Origin of the sequence: Arcicella gelida (assembly GCF_034931025.1) — a bacterium.
In the GTDB taxonomy this organism is placed as follows: domain Bacteria; phylum Bacteroidota; class Bacteroidia; order Cytophagales; family Spirosomataceae; genus Arcicella; species Arcicella gelida.
In genome coordinates, this window is the sequence record NZ_JAYGIL010000021.1 from 70717 (window position 1) to 87390 (window position 16674).

A 16674-nucleotide genomic window follows, 5' to 3' on the forward strand; every position below is an offset into this window, starting at 1 on the left:
AGTGATTGAATTTTATTTAGTAAAATCTACTTCAACACTTCAACTGAAATTTTACTATCACCATACACACGATGAGTCGCTTTTTGGAAATCACTTTCTTTGGCTTTATAGATGTTTTCTACGTATTTCTGTGGGTTGATGTCGAATAACGGAAATACAGTAGATTGCACTTGAATCATAATTTTATGTCCCTTTTTGAAAGTATGTAACACATCTTGTAAACGGAAATTGATGTCTGTTACTTTGTTGGCAATTAAAGGTTCAGGTTTACTAAATGAATTTCTGAAACGAGAACGCATGATTTCACTTCTAACCATTTGCTGATAGCCACCCAAAGTAATATGTGCTGGCGTATAAGGACTATTCTTTTCATCACCCGGATATACATCAACTAATTTCACAAACCAGTCAGCATCAGTGCCAGTAGTTGAAATTTTTAGTTTCGCCATGATTTCTCCGCCCAAAGTAATGTCTTCTGTTAATACATCTGTTTCAAAAGTCAAAACATCAGTTCTACGTCCAGCGAAACGTTGGTCTTCACTCATATAATTTCTTGGACTAAATCCTAAAATTTGTTGTGGGTCTTCTGTATAAGGAACAGGTTTTGAAGGGTCAGAAACAAATTCTGCAAAGCCTTTTGCTGGAGTTCCTGTAGCAATTTTTCCATTTGGACTTAAATAAAAATCTATTTTTTGAGCTGTCTTTACAGGATATTCAGCAAACTCTTTCCATTCTTTTTTACCAGTATCAAATAATGTCGCTTCTGCTAATTTACTGTTTCCATCACCAGCTTCTTTCAAGAAATGCTTAAAGAATTTCAATTCAATATTTTTCTGATAATGTGTTGCAATACTATCGCCAAAGTAAATATTTGAATGGAAATGATGTCCACGTTCACGTGACCAATCACCATGCCCAAAAGGTCCCATCACAATTGAATTGTAAATATTTGGATTATTTTTCTCAAGAGTTTTATAAATAGAAAGTGGTCCGTATAAATCTTCAGCATCAAACCAACCACCCACTAGCATAAATGCAGGAGCATTCTTGATGTTTTTTAGGTGTGGAAGAATACTTCTTTTTTGCCAGAATTCATCATAGTTGGGATGTTGAACGTGTTCTTGCCAAAAGAAATTATCTGTATAATTTTCTCCTAAATTTTTAAGTGGAGACATCGTTTTATACCACTCAAAACCATCGAAAGTTTTGATTTTCGGAAATTGCTCATCATACCAAGAATTCGTTGTAGGCTTTGGATGCTGTACGCCAAACACAGGAAATGTTAACCCATAACCTATTGTAAAAGCTCCATTATGATGAAAATCATCAAAGAAAAAATCAGCAATAGGTGCTTGTGGTGAAGCAGCTTTTAATGCTGGATGACCACACAAAGCACCAGCAATTGTATAAAAACCAGGGTATGAAGTACCGAATTGACCAACGTTTCCATTGTTATTCGGCAAGTTTTTTACTAGCCAATCAATAGTATCATAAGTATCTGAAGCTTCGTCAATATCTTTATTGCTGTTTTTGTTTGGAATATGCGGAGTCATATTAGTGAAAACTCCTTCCGACATCCAGCGTCCACGTACATCTTGGTCAACAAAAATAAATTTCTCACGCATTAAGTATCTTGAGTTCGAAATTAGATTGGGTAATTGGTCTTTACCATAAGGAGCAACGCTGTAGCAAGTTCTTTTGAGGATAATCGGATATTTTTTGTTGGCAGAGGCATCCTTAGGCGTATAAACGTTAGTGAAAAGTTTTACACCATCTCGCATTTCGATTTCGTATTGCATCTTGACGTAGTTTTCACGAACAAAGGCAGAGTCTAATTGAGCAACCGTTAGCTTTTGTGCTTGATTATAAAACGAAAAGCTACAAAGAGTGAACAACAGTAATAATTTTTCCATGTTTTTTGATGAATATTTGTTGAGTATGAATGCAATATAAAATAAGGGAACGATGTATTTGTGATGATTTGTATTTACCAAGTTCTAGCAAGAGGAATCATAATGGTAGAAACTACTTTGTCTTCAATTTCTTCAATTTTCAAGGAAGCTTCACCTGTGTACTGTAATTCTAAGCGTTTTTTGAGATTTACTAAACCAATACCGCTACCATCCTGTCGTTTTACGTTATCTTGCATAACAAGATTTCCAGTATTGATTACTTGCATCATTAGGTTTTCATCTTCTTCAAAAATTCTCACTTTTACTTCTCCTCCATTTTTTAGTTTAGCAATTCCATGTTTGATAGCATTTTCAATAAGAGTACTTAAAGAAATGGGAATAATCATTTTATTAATCAGTTTTTCGTCGATGTCAAAGTAATACATCAATCTTTTATCGAATCTGATTTTTTCTAAAAAGAGATAAGCTTTAGTGAGTTTTAGTTCTTCTTCAACTCGTACAGTTTGAGATTCCCCAATGTTGAGTGATAAACGTAACAAATCTGAAAGCTGATCGACAGCTTCACGGGCTTCGTGATGGTCTATTACCATTAAAGCTTTGATACTGTTGAGTGCATTAAAAAAAAAATGAGGATGTAATTGTGTTTTAAGCGCATCTAATTCCGATTTGATAAGCATCTTTTCCATCGAAATCATTTTCTCATTCATGGTTTGTTTCTGTGTAACATATCTGAGAATATGAAAGAAGAAAAACCAAGGAGTAGTTACCCAAATATCATCTACAAACAGACCGAAATAATCGCCAAAGGTATTATAGTTGCTTTTTAATATTTCACTTGAAGTGAATTTAATATCTAAAACAAAAAATAGAAAGCCAAGTATAATATTTCCTATTAATGGAAATAAAAGAAATGTTTGAACCGAAGAGTCCTCAGGTTGGTATTTATCTACAAACAGTTTGTAAGTATGCGTAGCAAAAAGTCCAAATATGAAAACTGCAGTAAAGTATTGGAATAAAAGATCGTAGGTTGCATCTTCTTCAATGGTATATTTCGAAGCCATCATGGCAATGAGTAACCAGCTAGAAACCTGCATTAACCAATATATTTGTCTAAGATTCATATAAGAAAATAGCGTAAATGATATTTAATCAGATGTAAAGGTTTTAATGTTTTTGTTTCTTGAACAAAAATGAACTTTTTTTCTGACTAATACCACAAAACATAAAAAAACCTTTGTACAAGCTTGTACAAAGGTTTTTTAGTGGAGACTATGGAACTCCAAACAAAATTTAAAGCCTTCTGATTATCAGCACTTTAACCACAATTACACTATTTTTACAGACAAATTACAGACTATTTATATTAAAATTGCCCAATTTTATACCTCACAGCCCGCAAAATCTTGTATGTTTTACTGATTATTTTTTCCTTTTAGCACCTCAATCAACTCCTTTTGTGTCTCAATTGTCCTCTCTTTTTCCTTCAAAAGACTCTCATAATACGCTTTAAGCGTACTAATCTCATTATTACTTTTTCCTACAGCTTTTAAGTTCTTAGATTCAAAAACACTTGCATCATCTTCAATATCCTTAAAAAATTCCGAAAATGTCATTCCAAGAGCGGGCAAATAAATCCTTAATCGCTTTGTGTGCACATCATCATTTTTAATGTCAAAGTAAATTTGCCCCCTTTCATTATCTGTTTGTACTGCGAAATTATTGATTGTTTCATACTGATTTTCAATCAGTTGTCTTAGTCTTTTACCAATGCTATTCATTTAGTTTTATTTTATTTACAAGGTTTATTAAAAATATCTTGAACATCACTTGTTTTTAATTAATAAAATTACCTACATTTGTGTAGTGAATTTTAACAATCAATAAACAAGCAATACAATTAATTTACAAAAATAACAATTATCATGAGTCAAACAAAAAACCCGATTATCCAAGCCAGAAATAACGCAACAATTGAACAATACAAGTCTTTTGTTATTAAGCCAACTGGCAACGGATACAGCCATTACAGAGCCATGATTCAAGAATCAGCTCAATTCTGGAAAGCAGAAGCATGGTTTATTCAACATTGCATCGAAACTCTTGGAATGACATTTCAAGACTTCCAAACCCCCACACGAAAAGACATAATCAAAGAATATAATTTAAAGAAAAATGCAAATCCCGTTCTTCAATAAAATATTCGAAAAACAGCCTGAATCAATCCCAATCAAAGATTTATCTAAGAATCAAGTAGTGAATAAAATCATTGAAATATCAAAAAAACACAATGGTTTTGCAAATGCTTGGTTATCAAAAGACAACCTTCTTTTAGATGAACTTATGTTAAGATTTGATGAATTAGCAGACCAAAATACCTTTTTCCCTTTTTAACCGTGTGAATGATTACTGTTTTCTAATCATAGATCATTCACATTATCAATCGTAATTATGGACTTAACAAAATACGCTGAACTCATTCAAGAAATGAGAGCAGCCCAAAGCCTTTATTTTTCAGTTCGTTCAAAATTTAACTTGGACAATGCCAAAAAATTAGAAAGGTTAGTCGATAAAGAGACTAAACACATTTTATCAAAACAAAAATCAATCACTAATCAATTAAGCTTTGAATAATGACAGCTCCCATCACAAAAATTATAGATGCTGGCCCGCACCAAAAAAAAAACGATAGTGCCAGGCTTTCGTATTACGGAGGAAAAGGAAGCGACGGCACTTTTCAAAAAATAATAAACCAAATCCCGCCACATGAAATGTTTATAGAAACACACGCAGGCTTGGCACGTATCACAGAGTTTAAAAAGCCATCAAGAGTAACGATACTCAACGATATTGACCCTGATACAGTACAAAAGCTTAAACAAAAATTTAATTGCTTAAATGGTGATGATTATACCAGAAACGATATTAACGATTTAATCAACGAACACAAAAATTCACCTTTGATTTTTGTAGAGAATTTGGACGCTGAATATTGTCTCGTAAAATATGAGTCATTCTTTACTTATTTCAATACTGTAATCTATTCAGACCCGCCATATCCGCTTAAATCCAGAAAAAAGCAGCGTAAAGTTTACAAAAACGAAATGACTGATTTACAGCACATTGAACTAATTAAAATGCTTAAATCATACCAAAACATAAAGTTTCTAATTAGCACCTACCCAAACAGCATTTATCAAGAAATGCTTAAAAATTACCGAATGATTGAGTACTACTCACAAACCCGAAAAGGTTTAGCCCTTGAAAATCTGTACATGAATTATGAAGGACCAAACCAGCTTCATGATTATTCCTTTTTAGGAAACGATTTTCGGGAACGTGAAAAATTCAAAGCTTATGCAGATAATTTTCTTAGAAAGTTCAGGGAATTTCCTCAACTACTTCAACAAAAAATCTTATCTGAACTATGATTTTCAAACGACATCGAAACGCCTCACTTACTAAGCTAAATACAGAACTTAGCGAGGTCAAGCAAAAAATCATTGTAAAAAATAAGCTTTCACAATTCGAAAAAGTCGCATTGTGTGAAATTATCATATCAATTGAAACAGAATTAAACGCCCGAAAAAATGGCTTACCTTTTAGATAGATTAGAACAACTTAAAATTTCAGAAGAACAAAATAGTATTGAAGTAATACGGGTAGAAGGTGAAGAACACCGTACTACCACAAATTATTTCAGTTCTGATGAACACGACAACATAAGAATTTTGTACCCACGTTTAGACGGTCACGTTTACACGTTCGATTCAGGTTCAAAAAACAATCCTGATAAGTGGTTTTATAGAACTCGTTTGAAAAACCCAAAAAGTCCAAGCGAAAAATATACGCAACCCGCAAAATCAGGAACACGCCCATTTTTCCCAAAAAACATTATTTCAAAGTATCTCAACAAAACTGAGATACACACATTAACAATTACCGAAGGCGAGTTTAAAGCCTTCAAAGCAGACATTCACGGATTTGATATTGTCGGAGTTCCAAGTATTCATGCCTTTTATGGAGAAAACAAGGAGCTTCACGCTGATATTGTTGATTTAATTGAAGTATGTAATGTTAAAAACCTAATATTTCTAACAGATGCAGATACACTTTCGGTTAACTGGGAGCCAAAAAAGGATTTAGCCAAAAGAGCAACCTCTTTTTATTCAGCAGTCCGAAATTTCGCTGAAGCATCGCAAAAAATAGAGATACTCAAGCAAATAACCTTTGCTCATATTCATGCAAAGTATGAAGATAACGCCAAAGGTTTAGATGATTTATTAGTTTCATTAGAAGGCAAAGAAGAAGAGATTTTAAAGGATTTAACCTTTAAAATCAAACGCCATTTCAATTTTATAGACCTAACAACATTCAAGAAAACACAACTCTTGAATTATTTCGGTATCGGTAAAAACGTTGAGGATTTTTACAAATTATACTCAAAATACATTGCAGAAGAGAAATTTATCTTTCGTGATGTAGAGTACCAGTACAATGGAAAAAAAGTAGTAGTAATAGAACAGGAAGACTCTTTCAATGATGATATGCAAAACCGTGCATTATTCACAGAAAAACTACTCTTCCAAATTCGTGAAACTACAATTGCCAACATCAAAAAAGGTCAACACCAAAACAAAACAATCTCAGATTGTCAGTACATCGTTGAAAATTTTCATGAAAAAACCATTTCAGATATAAAGCTTAAATCAATGATTGAAAAGCTTTACATCGAAAACAAAAGTATTTTCAACATTAATAATCTACACTACATTCTGAAATTAAAACAAATTTTTGAAAGGAATTACAACAATTTTCGCAGAAATGAATTGTCAGGAGCTTGCGAAATAAACGGAAAAGCTTTATCAGATTCTGATATTAATACTATAATGCTAGACATTGAAGTATCAGAGCTTTTAGGCTATTCACGCACAGGCGTACCAATCGGGTTGAGTCAAGATAAATTCTATCAATTTATCAACTCAAATTATACTATGTCATATCATCCAATCAAAGAATTTTTCGAGAACAGCCCAGAGCCAACCGAAACAGGTTTAATCTCAAAACTAGCAAAAACCATCATCACTAATCAAGGACTAGAAGATGATTCCTTTGCTCCAAATTTTGTAGAACATTTCTTAACAAAATGGCTAGTATCATGTATTGCATCGGTTTACGGGACTCCAAACCCGCTTTTACTCATTTTATCGGGTACAAAGCAACGTACAGGAAAAACAGAGTTTTTTAGAAGGCTATTACCGCCAGAGCTCAAAACCTTTATGTCAGAGAACAAAATTACAGAAGAGAAAGACCAAGTTTTGGCAATGATTATGTCTGAAAAATTTATGATTCTCGATGATGAAATGTCAGGTTTGACGAAAGCAGATGCAAAACGTGTAAAATATCTTTGTTCAGTACTTTCTTTTACTTACAAACGCCCTTATGCAAAAGGCACAACTACAGTTGCACGTTTAGCAAATCTATGTGCTACAACCAACGACCCTAACATATTAACCGACCCGACTGGAAACCGTCGTTTAATTCCTATTGATGTACAGGCAATAGACCATACAAATTATAACGCCATCGACAAAACACAGCTTTGGTTAGAAATCTATCAACTCTACAAATCAGGCTATAAATACGCCTTAGATTCAGACGATGTAAAACTATTGAATGATAATACGAAGAGCTTTGAAGCAATCGACAAAGATTCTGAATGGCTTAATATCTATTTTGATAATCCAAATAACATAAAAAACATAGAAGAAGCAGGAATAGTCGGAATACAAGAAATGACAGCATCCGAAATATCGCATTATGTCAAAGAGAAAACAGGTCACATCATCAATGTATTTACGCTCAAAATCAAACTTGAAAAAGAATTAGGCTTAATACAGCAACGGACCAACAAAAAAAGATATTTCAATATAGCAGTTTTAAAGTAACGCTAAAGTCTTAAAAATACTTGTCACCTTGTCACCTTGTCACCAGTTAAACTTAACTATCTAATAATCAGTAAATTACCTAGTGACAGTTTAATTAATATTTTTACTTAAAAGGGATATAAGTTGTCACTTATATTTAAAAAGAGTTAAAAACAGGTAGTGACAGGTCGATTTTAAAGAGTGACAGGTTTTTGAAATTTTAAAATTTAATTGTCACCATATAAACAATTGAAAATCAGTTAATTAACTCCAATTAGTGACAGGGTGACAGTAGTGACAACATTTTTAAACGCAAACTAAATACAGCATGACAAAAGAAATATTCCTAAAAACGCCCGTAATAGCCAATAAAGAAGTAAAGTTTCAGGGCAAAATATTTCCGCTAATTGGCATCAACTTTTTATCTGAAACCATCCGATTAAAAGGTCAACACGAAAACATAACAACCCATTTCTCAGATTGCGAATACTTAACCCCAAAAAAATAAAGCCATGATACTATCTATGAACATCGAACTATTCATAAAAAGAGCAATGCAAATGCTAGAAATAGAAAGCATTAGCGACACACAAAAAGATGGCATTATTAAAATTGTCAATGATTTTGAATCTAATGCAGAAAGAACATATTGGATAGGCAATGAATTATCATTAACCGTGAAAGAAAGAAAATTGATTTTCAACTTACTAGAATCAGAAGAATTTATATGAACACCATAATCAACCGCCTTGATTCTCTATCAATCTCAATATCATGTTTTTGTTCAGAACGTTGCAAAGAGCAAGGAATCAAGCTAATGAAATCAATCGCAAGTAGCAATAATCTTGATTATAATCATTACGAAAAATCAGGCTATTGGCGTGAAATCAGGGCAGAACCAACCATTATACCAATCAATTGCGAAACCTGTAAAACGCTAATTCCAGAGCCAAAGCCAAACCAACGTTTTTGTAACCAAATCTGTAAAAACAAATACCATAACTCAAAGAAATTATGCTGAAATTACTTTTAAATCTTGTAAAACCTGCAATTGGTTTTAACAAGCTATCCCCAAGAATTCAACAAAAGATAAAACCTTTTTATACATCAATACACAGTCAATTGTCATTTTTAGCCAACCAAAAATATCAAGCACCAGTAAATAAATTAACGATAAGTGCTGATTATAACACGGGTCATTTAGATTTTAGAAAAATCATTTCTAAAATTGATTTACAAATTGCTGAAATAGACATCCGTAAACAAGAACGATATAATCGTTTTAGAGAAGGACTACTCAATGATTTACGACTAGAAAACGAAGATAATTTATTGAAAAAAGAGCTTCATCAGGCAAAAATGGTTTTATCAATTTTCAATGGTGAATGCTTTGATTATGAAATGGAAGTAAACGAATCAGGCTTTTTAATACAAAAAATAATATTTAACGATTTACCCTTTTAGCCATGCAGCCACAAATAAACACCCCCATACTACTAGCATCATTCAAACATCAATTTGAAGTCCTAGAAACCAACAGAATCATCGCTCAAAACGCAGAAAACGAAGAAATTTATTTCAATTCTGTACAATCAGAGCCTTATAATTCCGCTTTACATTCCGAATTATCACAGCTTTTAGGCTTTTTAGAATTCATCCAAGGCAAAACCCTACTCTATAATTTAGAAATAGAAGCAGGACATAAAAAAGAATATCTTTTACTATCATAAATATCATAATCATGAGAATATCCGAATTAATTAAAAAATTATTGGATGAGGTAAATTACGACCCATACAAGCCACATGAGTATATAACCGCAAAATCACAAATCGAACAGCATTATTACCATGCCTTATTATTAAAAGTAGGTGAATTGAAGGTTAAACAACTTATTGAAGGAGACATAAATTTATCATTCAAAGCTGATTCACCAAAAGTAAATTTAACTACTAAAGCCTTGATTGATTTTGCTAATTATTGCATTGGAGAAGGTTATACTTCCAACGTTTCAGAATATGAACTTACAAAATTTATACTATCTTATGAAAAACCAACTAATCCTTAGCCTATTTTCAGGCATAGACCTATTAGGGCAGGGCTTTCAAGATAATCATTTTTGCGTAGTTTCAGCGGGTGACGTTATTTTATACAAAGACATTCAAAACTTTACAAACGTAACTAAAAACGCCTTCTTTGGCATAATTGGCGGTTCACCTTGTCAGGATTTCAGTATGGCAAATCGTTCCGAACCAACAGGTTACGGACTCAAAATGTTAGCTGAATACAAAAGAGTAGTGTTAGAAGCTAGTCCCGAATGGTTTTTGCTCGAAAACGTGCCAACCGTGCCAGATATTGAGGTCGATGGCTACCATGTACAACGTTTTGACCTTTGCCCAAGCCATTTTGGAGAACCAGTACGTAGATTACGGCACTTTCAATTTGGCTCAAAGCAAGGCAAAATTTTACAATTCAACCGTAAACAACCAATTGGCAAATTAGAACGAACCCTAACAGCCACCGAAGGCACAAAGACAAATCGCAGAAGTTTTAGTACTTTTTGCCAATTACAAGGTTTACCACCAGATTTTTATTTACCCGACCTCACAAAACGAGGAAATTACAAAGTAGTAGGCAATTCCGTACATCTATCAGTAAGCAGAGCGATTGCCCAACAAATTTGTAATTACGATAATTTGCTGCACTACACAGACCAAAAACTATGTGTGTGCGGGTGTGGCAGAGACAAACTACCCAAAAGGCAAACCGCCACCGATAATTGTAGAAAGAAAATTTCACTTTTAAAACACAAAAACAATGAAACTAAAGCAGCTTAAACCCACAACCGCAAAACTCCCAAAACGTGAACAAACCATTGGTGATGATGCAAACCCAAAATTATTCAATAAATCATACAAAACTCAAATACTAAAACAATGGCAAAAACGCACAAAATAACCGATACATCCTATGAAGTATCAAAAGGTTCAAGATTAGCCGAATATTGGCAAGGTACAGACTATCAAGACTATACTCCCTTTGTACGCCCTAATTTCACATTTCCACCATCAATTTTGAAGGAAAACAACGCAATTAAAACACTTCAAAAACAATTTGGAATCAAAGACTTAAATTTTGGAAATTGGGTAACACAAGAAGACCGTTTCAATTACGTAAATCTTTTAGTCATATCACTTTACGATTTAAACAAAGTCCTTCATTTTAATCAGTTTTTAGGCTTCAATCAGTTATCCGTTGCTTTTGGAGCTAGAGGGAAATCAAAAGCACTCGCCCACTACGAACCAACATTCAAAATCATAAATCTAACTCGCTATAAACGAGACGACAGCCCCAAAATAGTAAGATTAATCACAACGGGAGGGATGGGCAGTTTCGCCCACGAATACGGACATTTCCTAGATTATTTCGCAGGTGAATATCTTGATAAAGACAATTCCGTTTTTGCCCTAACAGGTGGTATTTCTATACAAAAAGATAGAATCAACGTAGGCAGCAAATTAAGAAACATCACAGATGATATACTCGAAAAAATCATTTGGAAAACGCCAAACAAAGTACTTTCACCTTATTATGTCAGATTAACAAAAGTAGTAAGTGACGATGAAACGTTAGGTGAATATTGGATACGTAGAAATGAAATTTTCGCCCGTTGGTTTGAAGCTTGGGTGTCTCATGAACTCCAATTACAAAACATCGAAAACAAACTATTGGCACAGTCCAAGTATTTACCAATAGTTTACCCAACAAAAGCCGAAATCGTGCAATTAAGCCCACTTTTCAAGCAATTTTGTAAGGAATTCAAAACACGATTATTCGTATAAACATGGAAAATCAAACCGCATTAACCCCCGAAAAAGTCATCCTAACCGATGCACAAAAGTTAAAAGAACATCTATCAAAAATGTTCGATTTTAACGACCGCTTGCAAATAAAATTCCTCCTATCTCTTTTACCCAAAGAATACGACGGAACAACTGTATCACAATTAAGAGAATCAATACGATAATGACAAACAGACAATTTTGCTTAACAAATGCTCAATTGAATTGTATTTCAAAATCGTTGAAAAAATTAGAACGTGAGCATCAAGACAAAACAGGAACAACAAAAAAGCTAGTTGATGAATTAACCCCAATTTCATATTTACGACCAACCTTTGTACGTTTTCTCAACCTTACAAAATCGTTGTTAGTCTATCAGGGAGTACTTGAAAACGATTTAATCGCATTAAGAGAAGAATTAGAAACCATAAAACAAAAATTAAACCAATGAGAGAAGAATATCAAAAACAGTTAGAAGCTGAAAAAGCCAAAATCACAAAGGAAGAGCAAAACAAAATTTGGAAATCAAGAATGAACAATTTAACAAAATCAAAAAAATTTATCAAAATCGTAGAAAAGAAGGAAGAGTAAAATTTTTTGCTCCAGAATGTAAGTAATTATGATAATTATAGACATTTATTCTTATAATTACTTACATTTGTTTATAAATTATTCCAACAAAAAAACCTTCAAAAATGGCAATAACAATAAATAAGGTAAACGAATCAGAATTAAAAGAAGAGTTTCCAACACTGATAGACCCAGTAACTAAGAATCCATTTCAAACGGTTAAACATTACGTAGAATACATCGTAAATAACCGCCATAAACAAACAACAATTCAAGCAACTTTACCAGAAATCAATTTTGCTCAAGAAACTGAATTGCTCCAAAAACGCTTAAATCATGCTACAAACAAAGCCGTAAAAGCAGGCGTAAACAGAGCTTCGCTTCTAAAAGAACTTTCACAAATCCAATAACCAATCATAGCCATGTCAGAAAAAAAAGTAAAAACAACACAAAACTATCCTTTGCAAATCCCTTTTGAATTACTGGATAAATTCAAAGAAAAGTCAGAACAAACAGGTATCAAACTATCTGAACTGATGGTTACTGCTTTGGCAGATTCATTTAAAACCATCCAAGTATCTAATTTAGAACAACAGCCAGAAACACAGTTAGAAAAATCTTTCATCTTTGAGCAAACGCCAAATGCGTAATATCTTTTCAAAAATCAAAAAATCAATCTTTTGGGTGTACAACCTTTTTAAAAAAATACTTTTAAAAATACGCTCAAAATTCAAAAAGCCTGTTCCAACAATCGAACAGGCTTTAATTGCTTCAATACAAAAGCAAACAGGCGAACTCGTACAGGTAGATAAAGCTGCACTTTTTCACCTTATCGAAAAAGTGAAAGAATCCAACGACCAACGCCAAGATTTAACCTACATTTTAGGCTTATATCATACCATTGAAAACGCCACAACCGAAGGGAAAACGCTACTGGAAGCCCTAAAAACACAGAAAAACCCCAAAGAAACTATTTTTTTCATCCTCAAAAATCAATCATCACTATCCGAACTTTTCAAAGCACTAAATATCATACTCAAATCATCATATCATTTATCAAACATTAAAAAAATCGCTCAAAAATATGGAAGGTATTAACATCATCGAAGAATTAAACAACGTAAAGCCAGCCGAAGCACCCGAAGAGGTTGAGTTTATAGAAACCGAAGAACATTTTGAAACTGAAGAAGAGGAACAATTACAAGAAGAAGAAGAACCAGTTCAGCAAATGTCATCCGCTGAATTTCAATCTCTTTCTACAGACATCGTAAAGACTGTAGATTCTATTTTCGTAAATATCATAGATTCAAAAGTATATTTTTCTAAATATTGCAAAGACATAAAGCCCAACATTTTAGTAGAATGCGAACGCCTTTTTAATTTAGAAGAAGACTATAAACGGGGTAAAATAACCACTTTCCAACGCCCAGATTCTGAAATTGAAACGGAATATTCTCAATACAGAGCATACCGCCAAAAAATCGACCGTGCAAAACTCACACGTGACGAAATCAAATCTATTTCAAAACCGCTATCATCTGTAATCAAACATAAAATGACAGACATTTCACCAAGTACCGCCCTAGTTTTTGCGGTTTGCATGGCTTATGTACCACGTGGTTTAGAAGCATTTACCGAAATCAAAGCATAACATGGATGCAAAGAAAATCATTCAAACAGGTAACGCAGGGACAGGAAAATCTACCATTACCGAGCAAATCCGTAAACAATACCTCAATAATGGCTTTGGGGTATTGATTTACGATATAAAGAACGAAAAGGCTTATGAATCCGTGCCAAATATGCCACTTTCAGCACTCAAAAAATGGAACGGTAAAGGCGAGTATAAAGTATCAATGCTTTCGGATGATAATTTTTCCATCGTTGATGTTTTCAAAATCATCTTAGAACGTAAAGGCAAATTAAGAAATTTCTTCTTTGTTCTCGAAGATGCACACGGTTACATCAATCCACAAACAGCAAAGCCCATCATTGCCGTTTTCGGAGCATCCAGACAATGGGGAATAACATTTTTGGCAAACTATTGGGCAATTAAGCAAGTACCGCCTTTTTTTTGCGAAATGTGTAATTACCTAATTATCCGCAAAACAAACGATTCTTTCAAACGCCCACAAGATTTAGAAAAATTTACGAAACCAGATGAAATTTTCAGAGCATGGCAAACAGTACAGAACCACAAGGACAATTACCACTCAGTAACCCTCAAAATAACCTGATTTACATTCCCGTTGGTAAATCTCAAATAGCCGAAATGTACGAAATATCACTGAAAACACTTCAAAATCTGATAAGAGAACACAAAGAAGCTTTTGATAAAATCGGCTATAACCCCCGCAGAAAACAATTAACCCCAAAAGAACGGGAATTATTACGCCAACTAATTGGCGACCCATACCCACGCTAAAACCCACAAAAAAACAAAATGGAAATCACATTAAAAATCCTTTTAGCCATATACATTTTAGGCTATTTATTCCTAACGTTTGATACTGTACGTCCGTTATTAAATCAAATAAAGTACCTATCAGTACCTCAAAAAATCATTAGAATAATTGCCTTCCTTTTTGTGTTTTTATTCTATCCATTCTTTTACTTTTTCCTAAAAAAACCATGACAACAGCCATCATTTACGCAATAGGCTACATAATTTTCATAGCCTATTACATCCCGATAATCAAAAACACCGATTATCCAAACTTCAAAGCAATGGACAAACTAATTGTTTGCTTTGAAGTAGCCATTTACGGCATATTTTACCCGATTTACGTTTTAACAGTCATCATTTCATACATTAAAACCCACACACAAAATGAGCGAAATACTAAAAAACAAGATAATAGCAATTCATAACCACATTACAGAAGAATACGGCTTAGAATTCCGTACACAAACATTCCTTCCTAAAGGTTATATCACAGCTCAACAACGCTATGTTATACAAGCCGTTTACGATGGCTGTTTGGCAGTACCAAAAAAACTATCAAACCTATTTTTAGGGCAAAACGAAGAAAATTATCTGAAGTCAAAAGAATATCAAGTCTTTTTAGCATACATTCAAAAAAAGCCTTTGCCAGTTCAAGAAACTTCAAATTCTTCTATCAATATCGGTTCAATGGTAAACGGTGTAATTGTAAACGCCATCCCGGGCGGTGCATTGGTGTACTCAATTGGTTCATTACTTCAAGGCTCAAATCAAAACAACGTAAACCAAGCCGTTGTAGATTTATTCAAACTCCTTGACAAATGTATCAACCTATTTTATGATTTTTTGGAAGCCTACAAAACCCAAAATCCAGCGTTTGACGTAAAGCCATATTTGCCCGACATTGCCACCATAGCACAACAACCCATCACCAACAACGCCAACCCAGCCAGTACCGTAAATCCCGTAAATCAAAACACAGCATTCAACAACCTTTTACAGCCCGAAATCCTAAACTACAAAGCCAACCTAATAACCCAAGAAGAAGAAAGAAAAGCAAAATTACCACAGCCATACACTACCAAACAAATTGCCGTGGGCTTTGCAGGTTTATTAGGGCTAACAGCAGTAATAGCAGCAATAAAAAAAGCGAATGAATAATTTCATTCGCTTTTCATTCGTGTGAATCGTCGCCGTTCACTAGAACCATATCATTCACACTATTTCTTTAATACCATTTCAAATGTAGTACCTTTATCATCCACACCTCCAAGTTTTAATTCTCCTGTAGCAGTCGTATATCTGAAATATGATGCACCACCAGTATTCCCGACTTGCGTAAAAGTATAATTATCACCTGATTTGCTTATATCTATTTCGAAGCTTTCCGAATCAGTAACCGCCGCCTGAATTACTGTGCTAAACATACAACTAAGTTTGTTAGTGCCAATCGCTTTTGCTTTTAAATACATAGCAATATCAGTATTTCCAACTAAGTTAATTGTTTGTCCATTTTGAGTAACGTTTGTAGCCCTCCAAGTCCCTACAAACGTAGCAGTATAGTCAGGCGTAACTATTTCATCCTTTTTACAGCCCGACAACGTAAATAGAACTACCAAAAATAAAGCGAATTGTTTCATTGTATGTTTGTTTTAATTGTTTACGTAAAACTATTAAAAAAGCCTGTTCAAAACATCAAACAGGCTTTTTTATTACAAAAATTCAAGCAAAATATTGATGGCTTCATAGCTGTTCACTATTTCCCGCCTTTCTTCTGTATCATCAGCATTTGCACTAAGCAAATAGCTAACAAACATTTTATCAAGCTTTTTTTTAATAAATCCAATTTCAGACTTTTCAATCATCATTGCATTCAACACTTCTTTTTTTACTTCATCCGTAAAATTGTTTTCATCACTGGCGAATTGTCCGTTTTGCATGTAAGTTTATTTTTTTGGGGGTTTTAAAACTCCAAAAATTAA

General features: G+C 33.6%; 30 protein-coding genes. 25 read left to right on the forward strand and 5 right to left on the reverse strand.

Annotated features, from left to right (window positions below):
• Positions 1-26 precede the first annotated feature (26 nt).
• The 3 genes from VB776_RS16160 to VB776_RS16170 all read right to left on the reverse strand — a co-directional run bounded on the left by VB776_RS16160 (position 27) and on the right by VB776_RS16170 (position 3691).
• Positions 27-1913: a CocE/NonD family hydrolase gene (locus VB776_RS16160; protein WP_323697835.1), complete on the reverse strand. Its 1887-nt coding sequence runs from the start codon at positions 1911-1913 to the stop codon at positions 27-29.
• Positions 1914-1987: 74 nt separating this feature from the next.
• Positions 1988-3034 carry a sensor histidine kinase gene (locus VB776_RS16165; protein ID WP_323697836.1) on the reverse strand — a complete coding sequence of 349 codons (1047 nt, stop codon included), beginning with the start codon at positions 3032-3034 and terminating at the stop codon, positions 1988-1990.
• Between the two features lie 291 nt (positions 3035-3325).
• Positions 3326-3691 carry a hypothetical protein gene (locus tag VB776_RS16170; protein WP_323697838.1) on the reverse strand — a complete coding sequence of 122 codons (366 nt, stop codon included), beginning with the start codon at positions 3689-3691 and terminating at the stop codon, positions 3326-3328.
• 144 nt (positions 3692-3835) lie between these two features.
• On the opposite strand from VB776_RS16170, the gene VB776_RS16175 reads away from it, so the two are divergent.
• From VB776_RS16175 to VB776_RS16295, 25 genes are all read left to right on the forward strand, one after another.
• The gene (locus tag VB776_RS16175; protein WP_323697840.1) at positions 3836-4108 is read left to right on the forward strand and encodes a hypothetical protein; all 273 of its coding nucleotides are present in this window, start codon (positions 3836-3838) and stop codon (positions 4106-4108) included.
• Positions 4086-4304, forward strand: coding sequence for a hypothetical protein (locus VB776_RS16180; RefSeq protein ID WP_323697842.1), 219 nt, complete (start codon positions 4086-4088; stop codon positions 4302-4304). Before VB776_RS16175 ends, VB776_RS16180 begins: the two co-directional genes overlap by 23 nt.
• A gap of 57 nt (positions 4305-4361) precedes the next feature.
• The gene (locus tag VB776_RS16185; protein ID WP_323697844.1) at positions 4362-4544 is read left to right on the forward strand and encodes a hypothetical protein; all 183 of its coding nucleotides are present in this window, start codon (positions 4362-4364) and stop codon (positions 4542-4544) included.
• Positions 4544-5341 (forward strand): hypothetical protein, encoded by a 798-nt coding sequence (locus tag VB776_RS16190; protein ID WP_323697846.1) that lies wholly within the window; start codon positions 4544-4546, stop codon positions 5339-5341. Before VB776_RS16185 ends, VB776_RS16190 begins: the two co-directional genes overlap by 1 nt.
• Before the next feature lie 159 nt (positions 5342-5500).
• Positions 5501-7858: a VapE domain-containing protein gene (locus VB776_RS16195; protein ID WP_323697847.1), complete on the forward strand. Its 2358-nt coding sequence runs from the start codon at positions 5501-5503 to the stop codon at positions 7856-7858.
• A 307-nt stretch (positions 7859-8165) separates the two neighbouring features.
• A complete protein-coding gene (locus tag VB776_RS16200; protein ID WP_323697848.1) occupies positions 8166-8345 on the forward strand; it encodes a hypothetical protein in 180 nt (59 codons plus the stop codon).
• 4 nt (positions 8346-8349) lie between these two features.
• On the forward strand, positions 8350-8568 hold the full coding sequence (locus VB776_RS16205) for a hypothetical protein (protein ID WP_323697850.1): 219 nt from the start codon (positions 8350-8352) through the stop codon (positions 8566-8568).
• An 86-nt stretch (positions 8569-8654) separates the two neighbouring features.
• Positions 8655-8858, forward strand: coding sequence for a hypothetical protein (locus VB776_RS16210; RefSeq protein WP_323697852.1), 204 nt, complete (start codon positions 8655-8657; stop codon positions 8856-8858).
• Positions 8852-9301 (forward strand): hypothetical protein, encoded by a 450-nt coding sequence (locus tag VB776_RS16215; protein WP_323697853.1) that lies wholly within the window; start codon positions 8852-8854, stop codon positions 9299-9301. Before VB776_RS16210 ends, VB776_RS16215 begins: the two co-directional genes overlap by 7 nt.
• Before the next feature lie 2 nt (positions 9302-9303).
• Positions 9304-9567: a hypothetical protein gene (locus VB776_RS16220; RefSeq protein WP_323697854.1), complete on the forward strand. Its 264-nt coding sequence runs from the start codon at positions 9304-9306 to the stop codon at positions 9565-9567.
• 11 nt (positions 9568-9578) lie between these two features.
• On the forward strand, positions 9579-9905 hold the full coding sequence (locus VB776_RS16225; protein WP_323697855.1) for a hypothetical protein: 327 nt from the start codon (positions 9579-9581) through the stop codon (positions 9903-9905).
• Complete coding sequence (locus VB776_RS16230) at positions 9883-10674, forward strand: DNA cytosine methyltransferase (RefSeq protein WP_323697856.1); 792 nt, start codon at positions 9883-9885, stop codon at positions 10672-10674. Before VB776_RS16225 ends, VB776_RS16230 begins: the two co-directional genes overlap by 23 nt.
• On the forward strand, positions 10655-10795 hold the full coding sequence (locus VB776_RS16235; RefSeq protein ID WP_323697857.1) for a hypothetical protein: 141 nt from the start codon (positions 10655-10657) through the stop codon (positions 10793-10795). Before VB776_RS16230 ends, VB776_RS16235 begins: the two co-directional genes overlap by 20 nt.
• Positions 10774-11679, forward strand: coding sequence for an LPD1 domain-containing protein (locus VB776_RS16240; RefSeq protein WP_323697859.1), 906 nt, complete (start codon positions 10774-10776; stop codon positions 11677-11679). Before VB776_RS16235 ends, VB776_RS16240 begins: the two co-directional genes overlap by 22 nt.
• A gap of 2 nt (positions 11680-11681) precedes the next feature.
• Positions 11682-11864 carry a hypothetical protein gene (locus VB776_RS16245; protein WP_323697861.1) on the forward strand — a complete coding sequence of 61 codons (183 nt, stop codon included), beginning with the start codon at positions 11682-11684 and terminating at the stop codon, positions 11862-11864.
• A complete protein-coding gene (locus VB776_RS16250; RefSeq protein ID WP_323697863.1) occupies positions 11864-12130 on the forward strand; it encodes a hypothetical protein in 267 nt (88 codons plus the stop codon). The genes VB776_RS16245 and VB776_RS16250 overlap by 1 nt, the downstream gene beginning before the upstream one ends.
• The gene (locus VB776_RS16255) at positions 12127-12270 is read left to right on the forward strand and encodes a hypothetical protein (RefSeq protein WP_323697865.1); all 144 of its coding nucleotides are present in this window, start codon (positions 12127-12129) and stop codon (positions 12268-12270) included. Before VB776_RS16250 ends, VB776_RS16255 begins: the two co-directional genes overlap by 4 nt.
• 104 nt (positions 12271-12374) lie before the next feature.
• On the forward strand, positions 12375-12659 hold the full coding sequence (locus VB776_RS16260; RefSeq protein ID WP_323697867.1) for a hypothetical protein: 285 nt from the start codon (positions 12375-12377) through the stop codon (positions 12657-12659).
• A gap of 12 nt (positions 12660-12671) precedes the next feature.
• Positions 12672-12899: a hypothetical protein gene (locus VB776_RS16265; protein ID WP_323697869.1), complete on the forward strand. Its 228-nt coding sequence runs from the start codon at positions 12672-12674 to the stop codon at positions 12897-12899.
• Positions 12892-13347, forward strand: a complete 456-nt coding sequence (locus VB776_RS16270; RefSeq protein WP_323697871.1) for a hypothetical protein — start codon at positions 12892-12894, stop codon at positions 13345-13347. Before VB776_RS16265 ends, VB776_RS16270 begins: the two co-directional genes overlap by 8 nt.
• Entirely contained in the window at positions 13334-13900 is a 567-nt protein-coding gene (locus VB776_RS16275; protein WP_323697872.1) for a hypothetical protein, read from the forward strand. Before VB776_RS16270 ends, VB776_RS16275 begins: the two co-directional genes overlap by 14 nt.
• A gap of 1 nt (position 13901) precedes the next feature.
• Complete coding sequence (locus VB776_RS16280; RefSeq protein WP_323697874.1) at positions 13902-14486, forward strand: hypothetical protein; 585 nt, start codon at positions 13902-13904, stop codon at positions 14484-14486.
• Entirely contained in the window at positions 14426-14674 is a 249-nt protein-coding gene (locus VB776_RS16285) for a hypothetical protein (protein WP_323697876.1), read from the forward strand. The genes VB776_RS16280 and VB776_RS16285 overlap by 61 nt, the downstream gene beginning before the upstream one ends.
• A 206-nt stretch (positions 14675-14880) precedes the next feature.
• Positions 14881-15120, forward strand: a complete 240-nt coding sequence (locus VB776_RS16290) for a hypothetical protein (protein ID WP_323697877.1) — start codon at positions 14881-14883, stop codon at positions 15118-15120.
• Positions 15080-15853: a hypothetical protein gene (locus VB776_RS16295; RefSeq protein ID WP_323697879.1), complete on the forward strand. Its 774-nt coding sequence runs from the start codon at positions 15080-15082 to the stop codon at positions 15851-15853. The genes VB776_RS16290 and VB776_RS16295 overlap by 41 nt, the downstream gene beginning before the upstream one ends.
• A 59-nt stretch (positions 15854-15912) precedes the next feature.
• Here the strand turns inward: VB776_RS16295 and VB776_RS16300 are convergent, their stop codons facing one another.
• Together VB776_RS16300 and VB776_RS16305 are read right to left on the reverse strand one after the other, a co-directional pair.
• Positions 15913-16332, reverse strand: coding sequence for a hypothetical protein (locus VB776_RS16300; protein ID WP_323697881.1), 420 nt, complete (start codon positions 16330-16332; stop codon positions 15913-15915).
• A gap of 72 nt (positions 16333-16404) precedes the next feature.
• Positions 16405-16632, reverse strand: coding sequence for a hypothetical protein (locus VB776_RS16305; RefSeq protein WP_323697883.1), 228 nt, complete (start codon positions 16630-16632; stop codon positions 16405-16407).
• Positions 16633-16674: the final 42 nt, after the last annotated feature.

Excerpts from the sequence above, each read along its gene's own strand:
- VB776_RS16235 (WP_323697857.1), top strand. The coding sequence starts at position 10,655 with ATGAAACTAAAGCAGCTTAAACCCACAACCGCAAAACTCCCAAAACGT.
- VB776_RS16210 (WP_323697852.1), top strand. The coding sequence starts at position 8,655 with ATGAAATCAATCGCAAGTAGCAATAATCTTGATTATAATCATTACGAA.
- VB776_RS16205 (WP_323697850.1), top strand. The coding sequence starts at position 8,350 with ATGATACTATCTATGAACATCGAACTATTCATAAAAAGAGCAATGCAA.
- VB776_RS16230 (WP_323697856.1), top strand. The coding sequence starts at position 9,883 with ATGAAAAACCAACTAATCCTTAGCCTATTTTCAGGCATAGACCTATTA.
- VB776_RS16225 (WP_323697855.1), top strand. The coding sequence starts at position 9,579 with ATGAGAATATCCGAATTAATTAAAAAATTATTGGATGAGGTAAATTAC.
- VB776_RS16220 (WP_323697854.1), top strand. The coding sequence starts at position 9,304 with ATGCAGCCACAAATAAACACCCCCATACTACTAGCATCATTCAAACAT.
- VB776_RS16190 (WP_323697846.1), top strand. The coding sequence starts at position 4,544 with ATGACAGCTCCCATCACAAAAATTATAGATGCTGGCCCGCACCAAAAA.
- VB776_RS16170 (WP_323697838.1), bottom strand. The coding sequence starts at position 3,691 with ATGAATAGCATTGGTAAAAGACTAAGACAACTGATTGAAAATCAGTAT.
- VB776_RS16215 (WP_323697853.1), top strand. The coding sequence starts at position 8,852 with ATGCTGAAATTACTTTTAAATCTTGTAAAACCTGCAATTGGTTTTAAC.
- VB776_RS16200 (WP_323697848.1), top strand. The coding sequence starts at position 8,166 with ATGACAAAAGAAATATTCCTAAAAACGCCCGTAATAGCCAATAAAGAA.
- VB776_RS16275 (WP_323697872.1), top strand. The coding sequence starts at position 13,334 with ATGGAAGGTATTAACATCATCGAAGAATTAAACAACGTAAAGCCAGCC.
- VB776_RS16175 (WP_323697840.1), top strand. The coding sequence starts at position 3,836 with ATGAGTCAAACAAAAAACCCGATTATCCAAGCCAGAAATAACGCAACA.
- VB776_RS16250 (WP_323697863.1), top strand. The coding sequence starts at position 11,864 with ATGACAAACAGACAATTTTGCTTAACAAATGCTCAATTGAATTGTATT.
- VB776_RS16245 (WP_323697861.1), top strand. The coding sequence starts at position 11,682 with ATGGAAAATCAAACCGCATTAACCCCCGAAAAAGTCATCCTAACCGAT.
- VB776_RS16280 (WP_323697874.1), top strand. The coding sequence starts at position 13,902 with ATGGATGCAAAGAAAATCATTCAAACAGGTAACGCAGGGACAGGAAAA.
- VB776_RS16240 (WP_323697859.1), top strand. The coding sequence starts at position 10,774 with ATGGCAAAAACGCACAAAATAACCGATACATCCTATGAAGTATCAAAA.
- VB776_RS16300 (WP_323697881.1), bottom strand. The coding sequence starts at position 16,332 with ATGAAACAATTCGCTTTATTTTTGGTAGTTCTATTTACGTTGTCGGGC.
- VB776_RS16305 (WP_323697883.1), bottom strand. The coding sequence starts at position 16,632 with ATGCAAAACGGACAATTCGCCAGTGATGAAAACAATTTTACGGATGAA.
- VB776_RS16290 (WP_323697877.1), top strand. The coding sequence starts at position 14,881 with ATGACAACAGCCATCATTTACGCAATAGGCTACATAATTTTCATAGCC.
- VB776_RS16255 (WP_323697865.1), top strand. The coding sequence starts at position 12,127 with ATGAGAGAAGAATATCAAAAACAGTTAGAAGCTGAAAAAGCCAAAATC.
- VB776_RS16180 (WP_323697842.1), top strand. The coding sequence starts at position 4,086 with ATGCAAATCCCGTTCTTCAATAAAATATTCGAAAAACAGCCTGAATCA.
- VB776_RS16195 (WP_323697847.1), top strand. The coding sequence starts at position 5,501 with ATGGCTTACCTTTTAGATAGATTAGAACAACTTAAAATTTCAGAAGAA.
- VB776_RS16185 (WP_323697844.1), top strand. The coding sequence starts at position 4,362 with ATGGACTTAACAAAATACGCTGAACTCATTCAAGAAATGAGAGCAGCC.
- VB776_RS16265 (WP_323697869.1), top strand. The coding sequence starts at position 12,672 with ATGTCAGAAAAAAAAGTAAAAACAACACAAAACTATCCTTTGCAAATC.
- VB776_RS16160 (WP_323697835.1), bottom strand. The coding sequence starts at position 1,913 with ATGGAAAAATTATTACTGTTGTTCACTCTTTGTAGCTTTTCGTTTTAT.
- VB776_RS16295 (WP_323697879.1), top strand. The coding sequence starts at position 15,080 with ATGAGCGAAATACTAAAAAACAAGATAATAGCAATTCATAACCACATT.
- VB776_RS16285 (WP_323697876.1), top strand. The coding sequence starts at position 14,426 with ATGGCAAACAGTACAGAACCACAAGGACAATTACCACTCAGTAACCCT.
- VB776_RS16260 (WP_323697867.1), top strand. The coding sequence starts at position 12,375 with ATGGCAATAACAATAAATAAGGTAAACGAATCAGAATTAAAAGAAGAG.
- VB776_RS16165 (WP_323697836.1), bottom strand. The coding sequence starts at position 3,034 with ATGAATCTTAGACAAATATATTGGTTAATGCAGGTTTCTAGCTGGTTA.
- VB776_RS16270 (WP_323697871.1), top strand. The coding sequence starts at position 12,892 with ATGCGTAATATCTTTTCAAAAATCAAAAAATCAATCTTTTGGGTGTAC.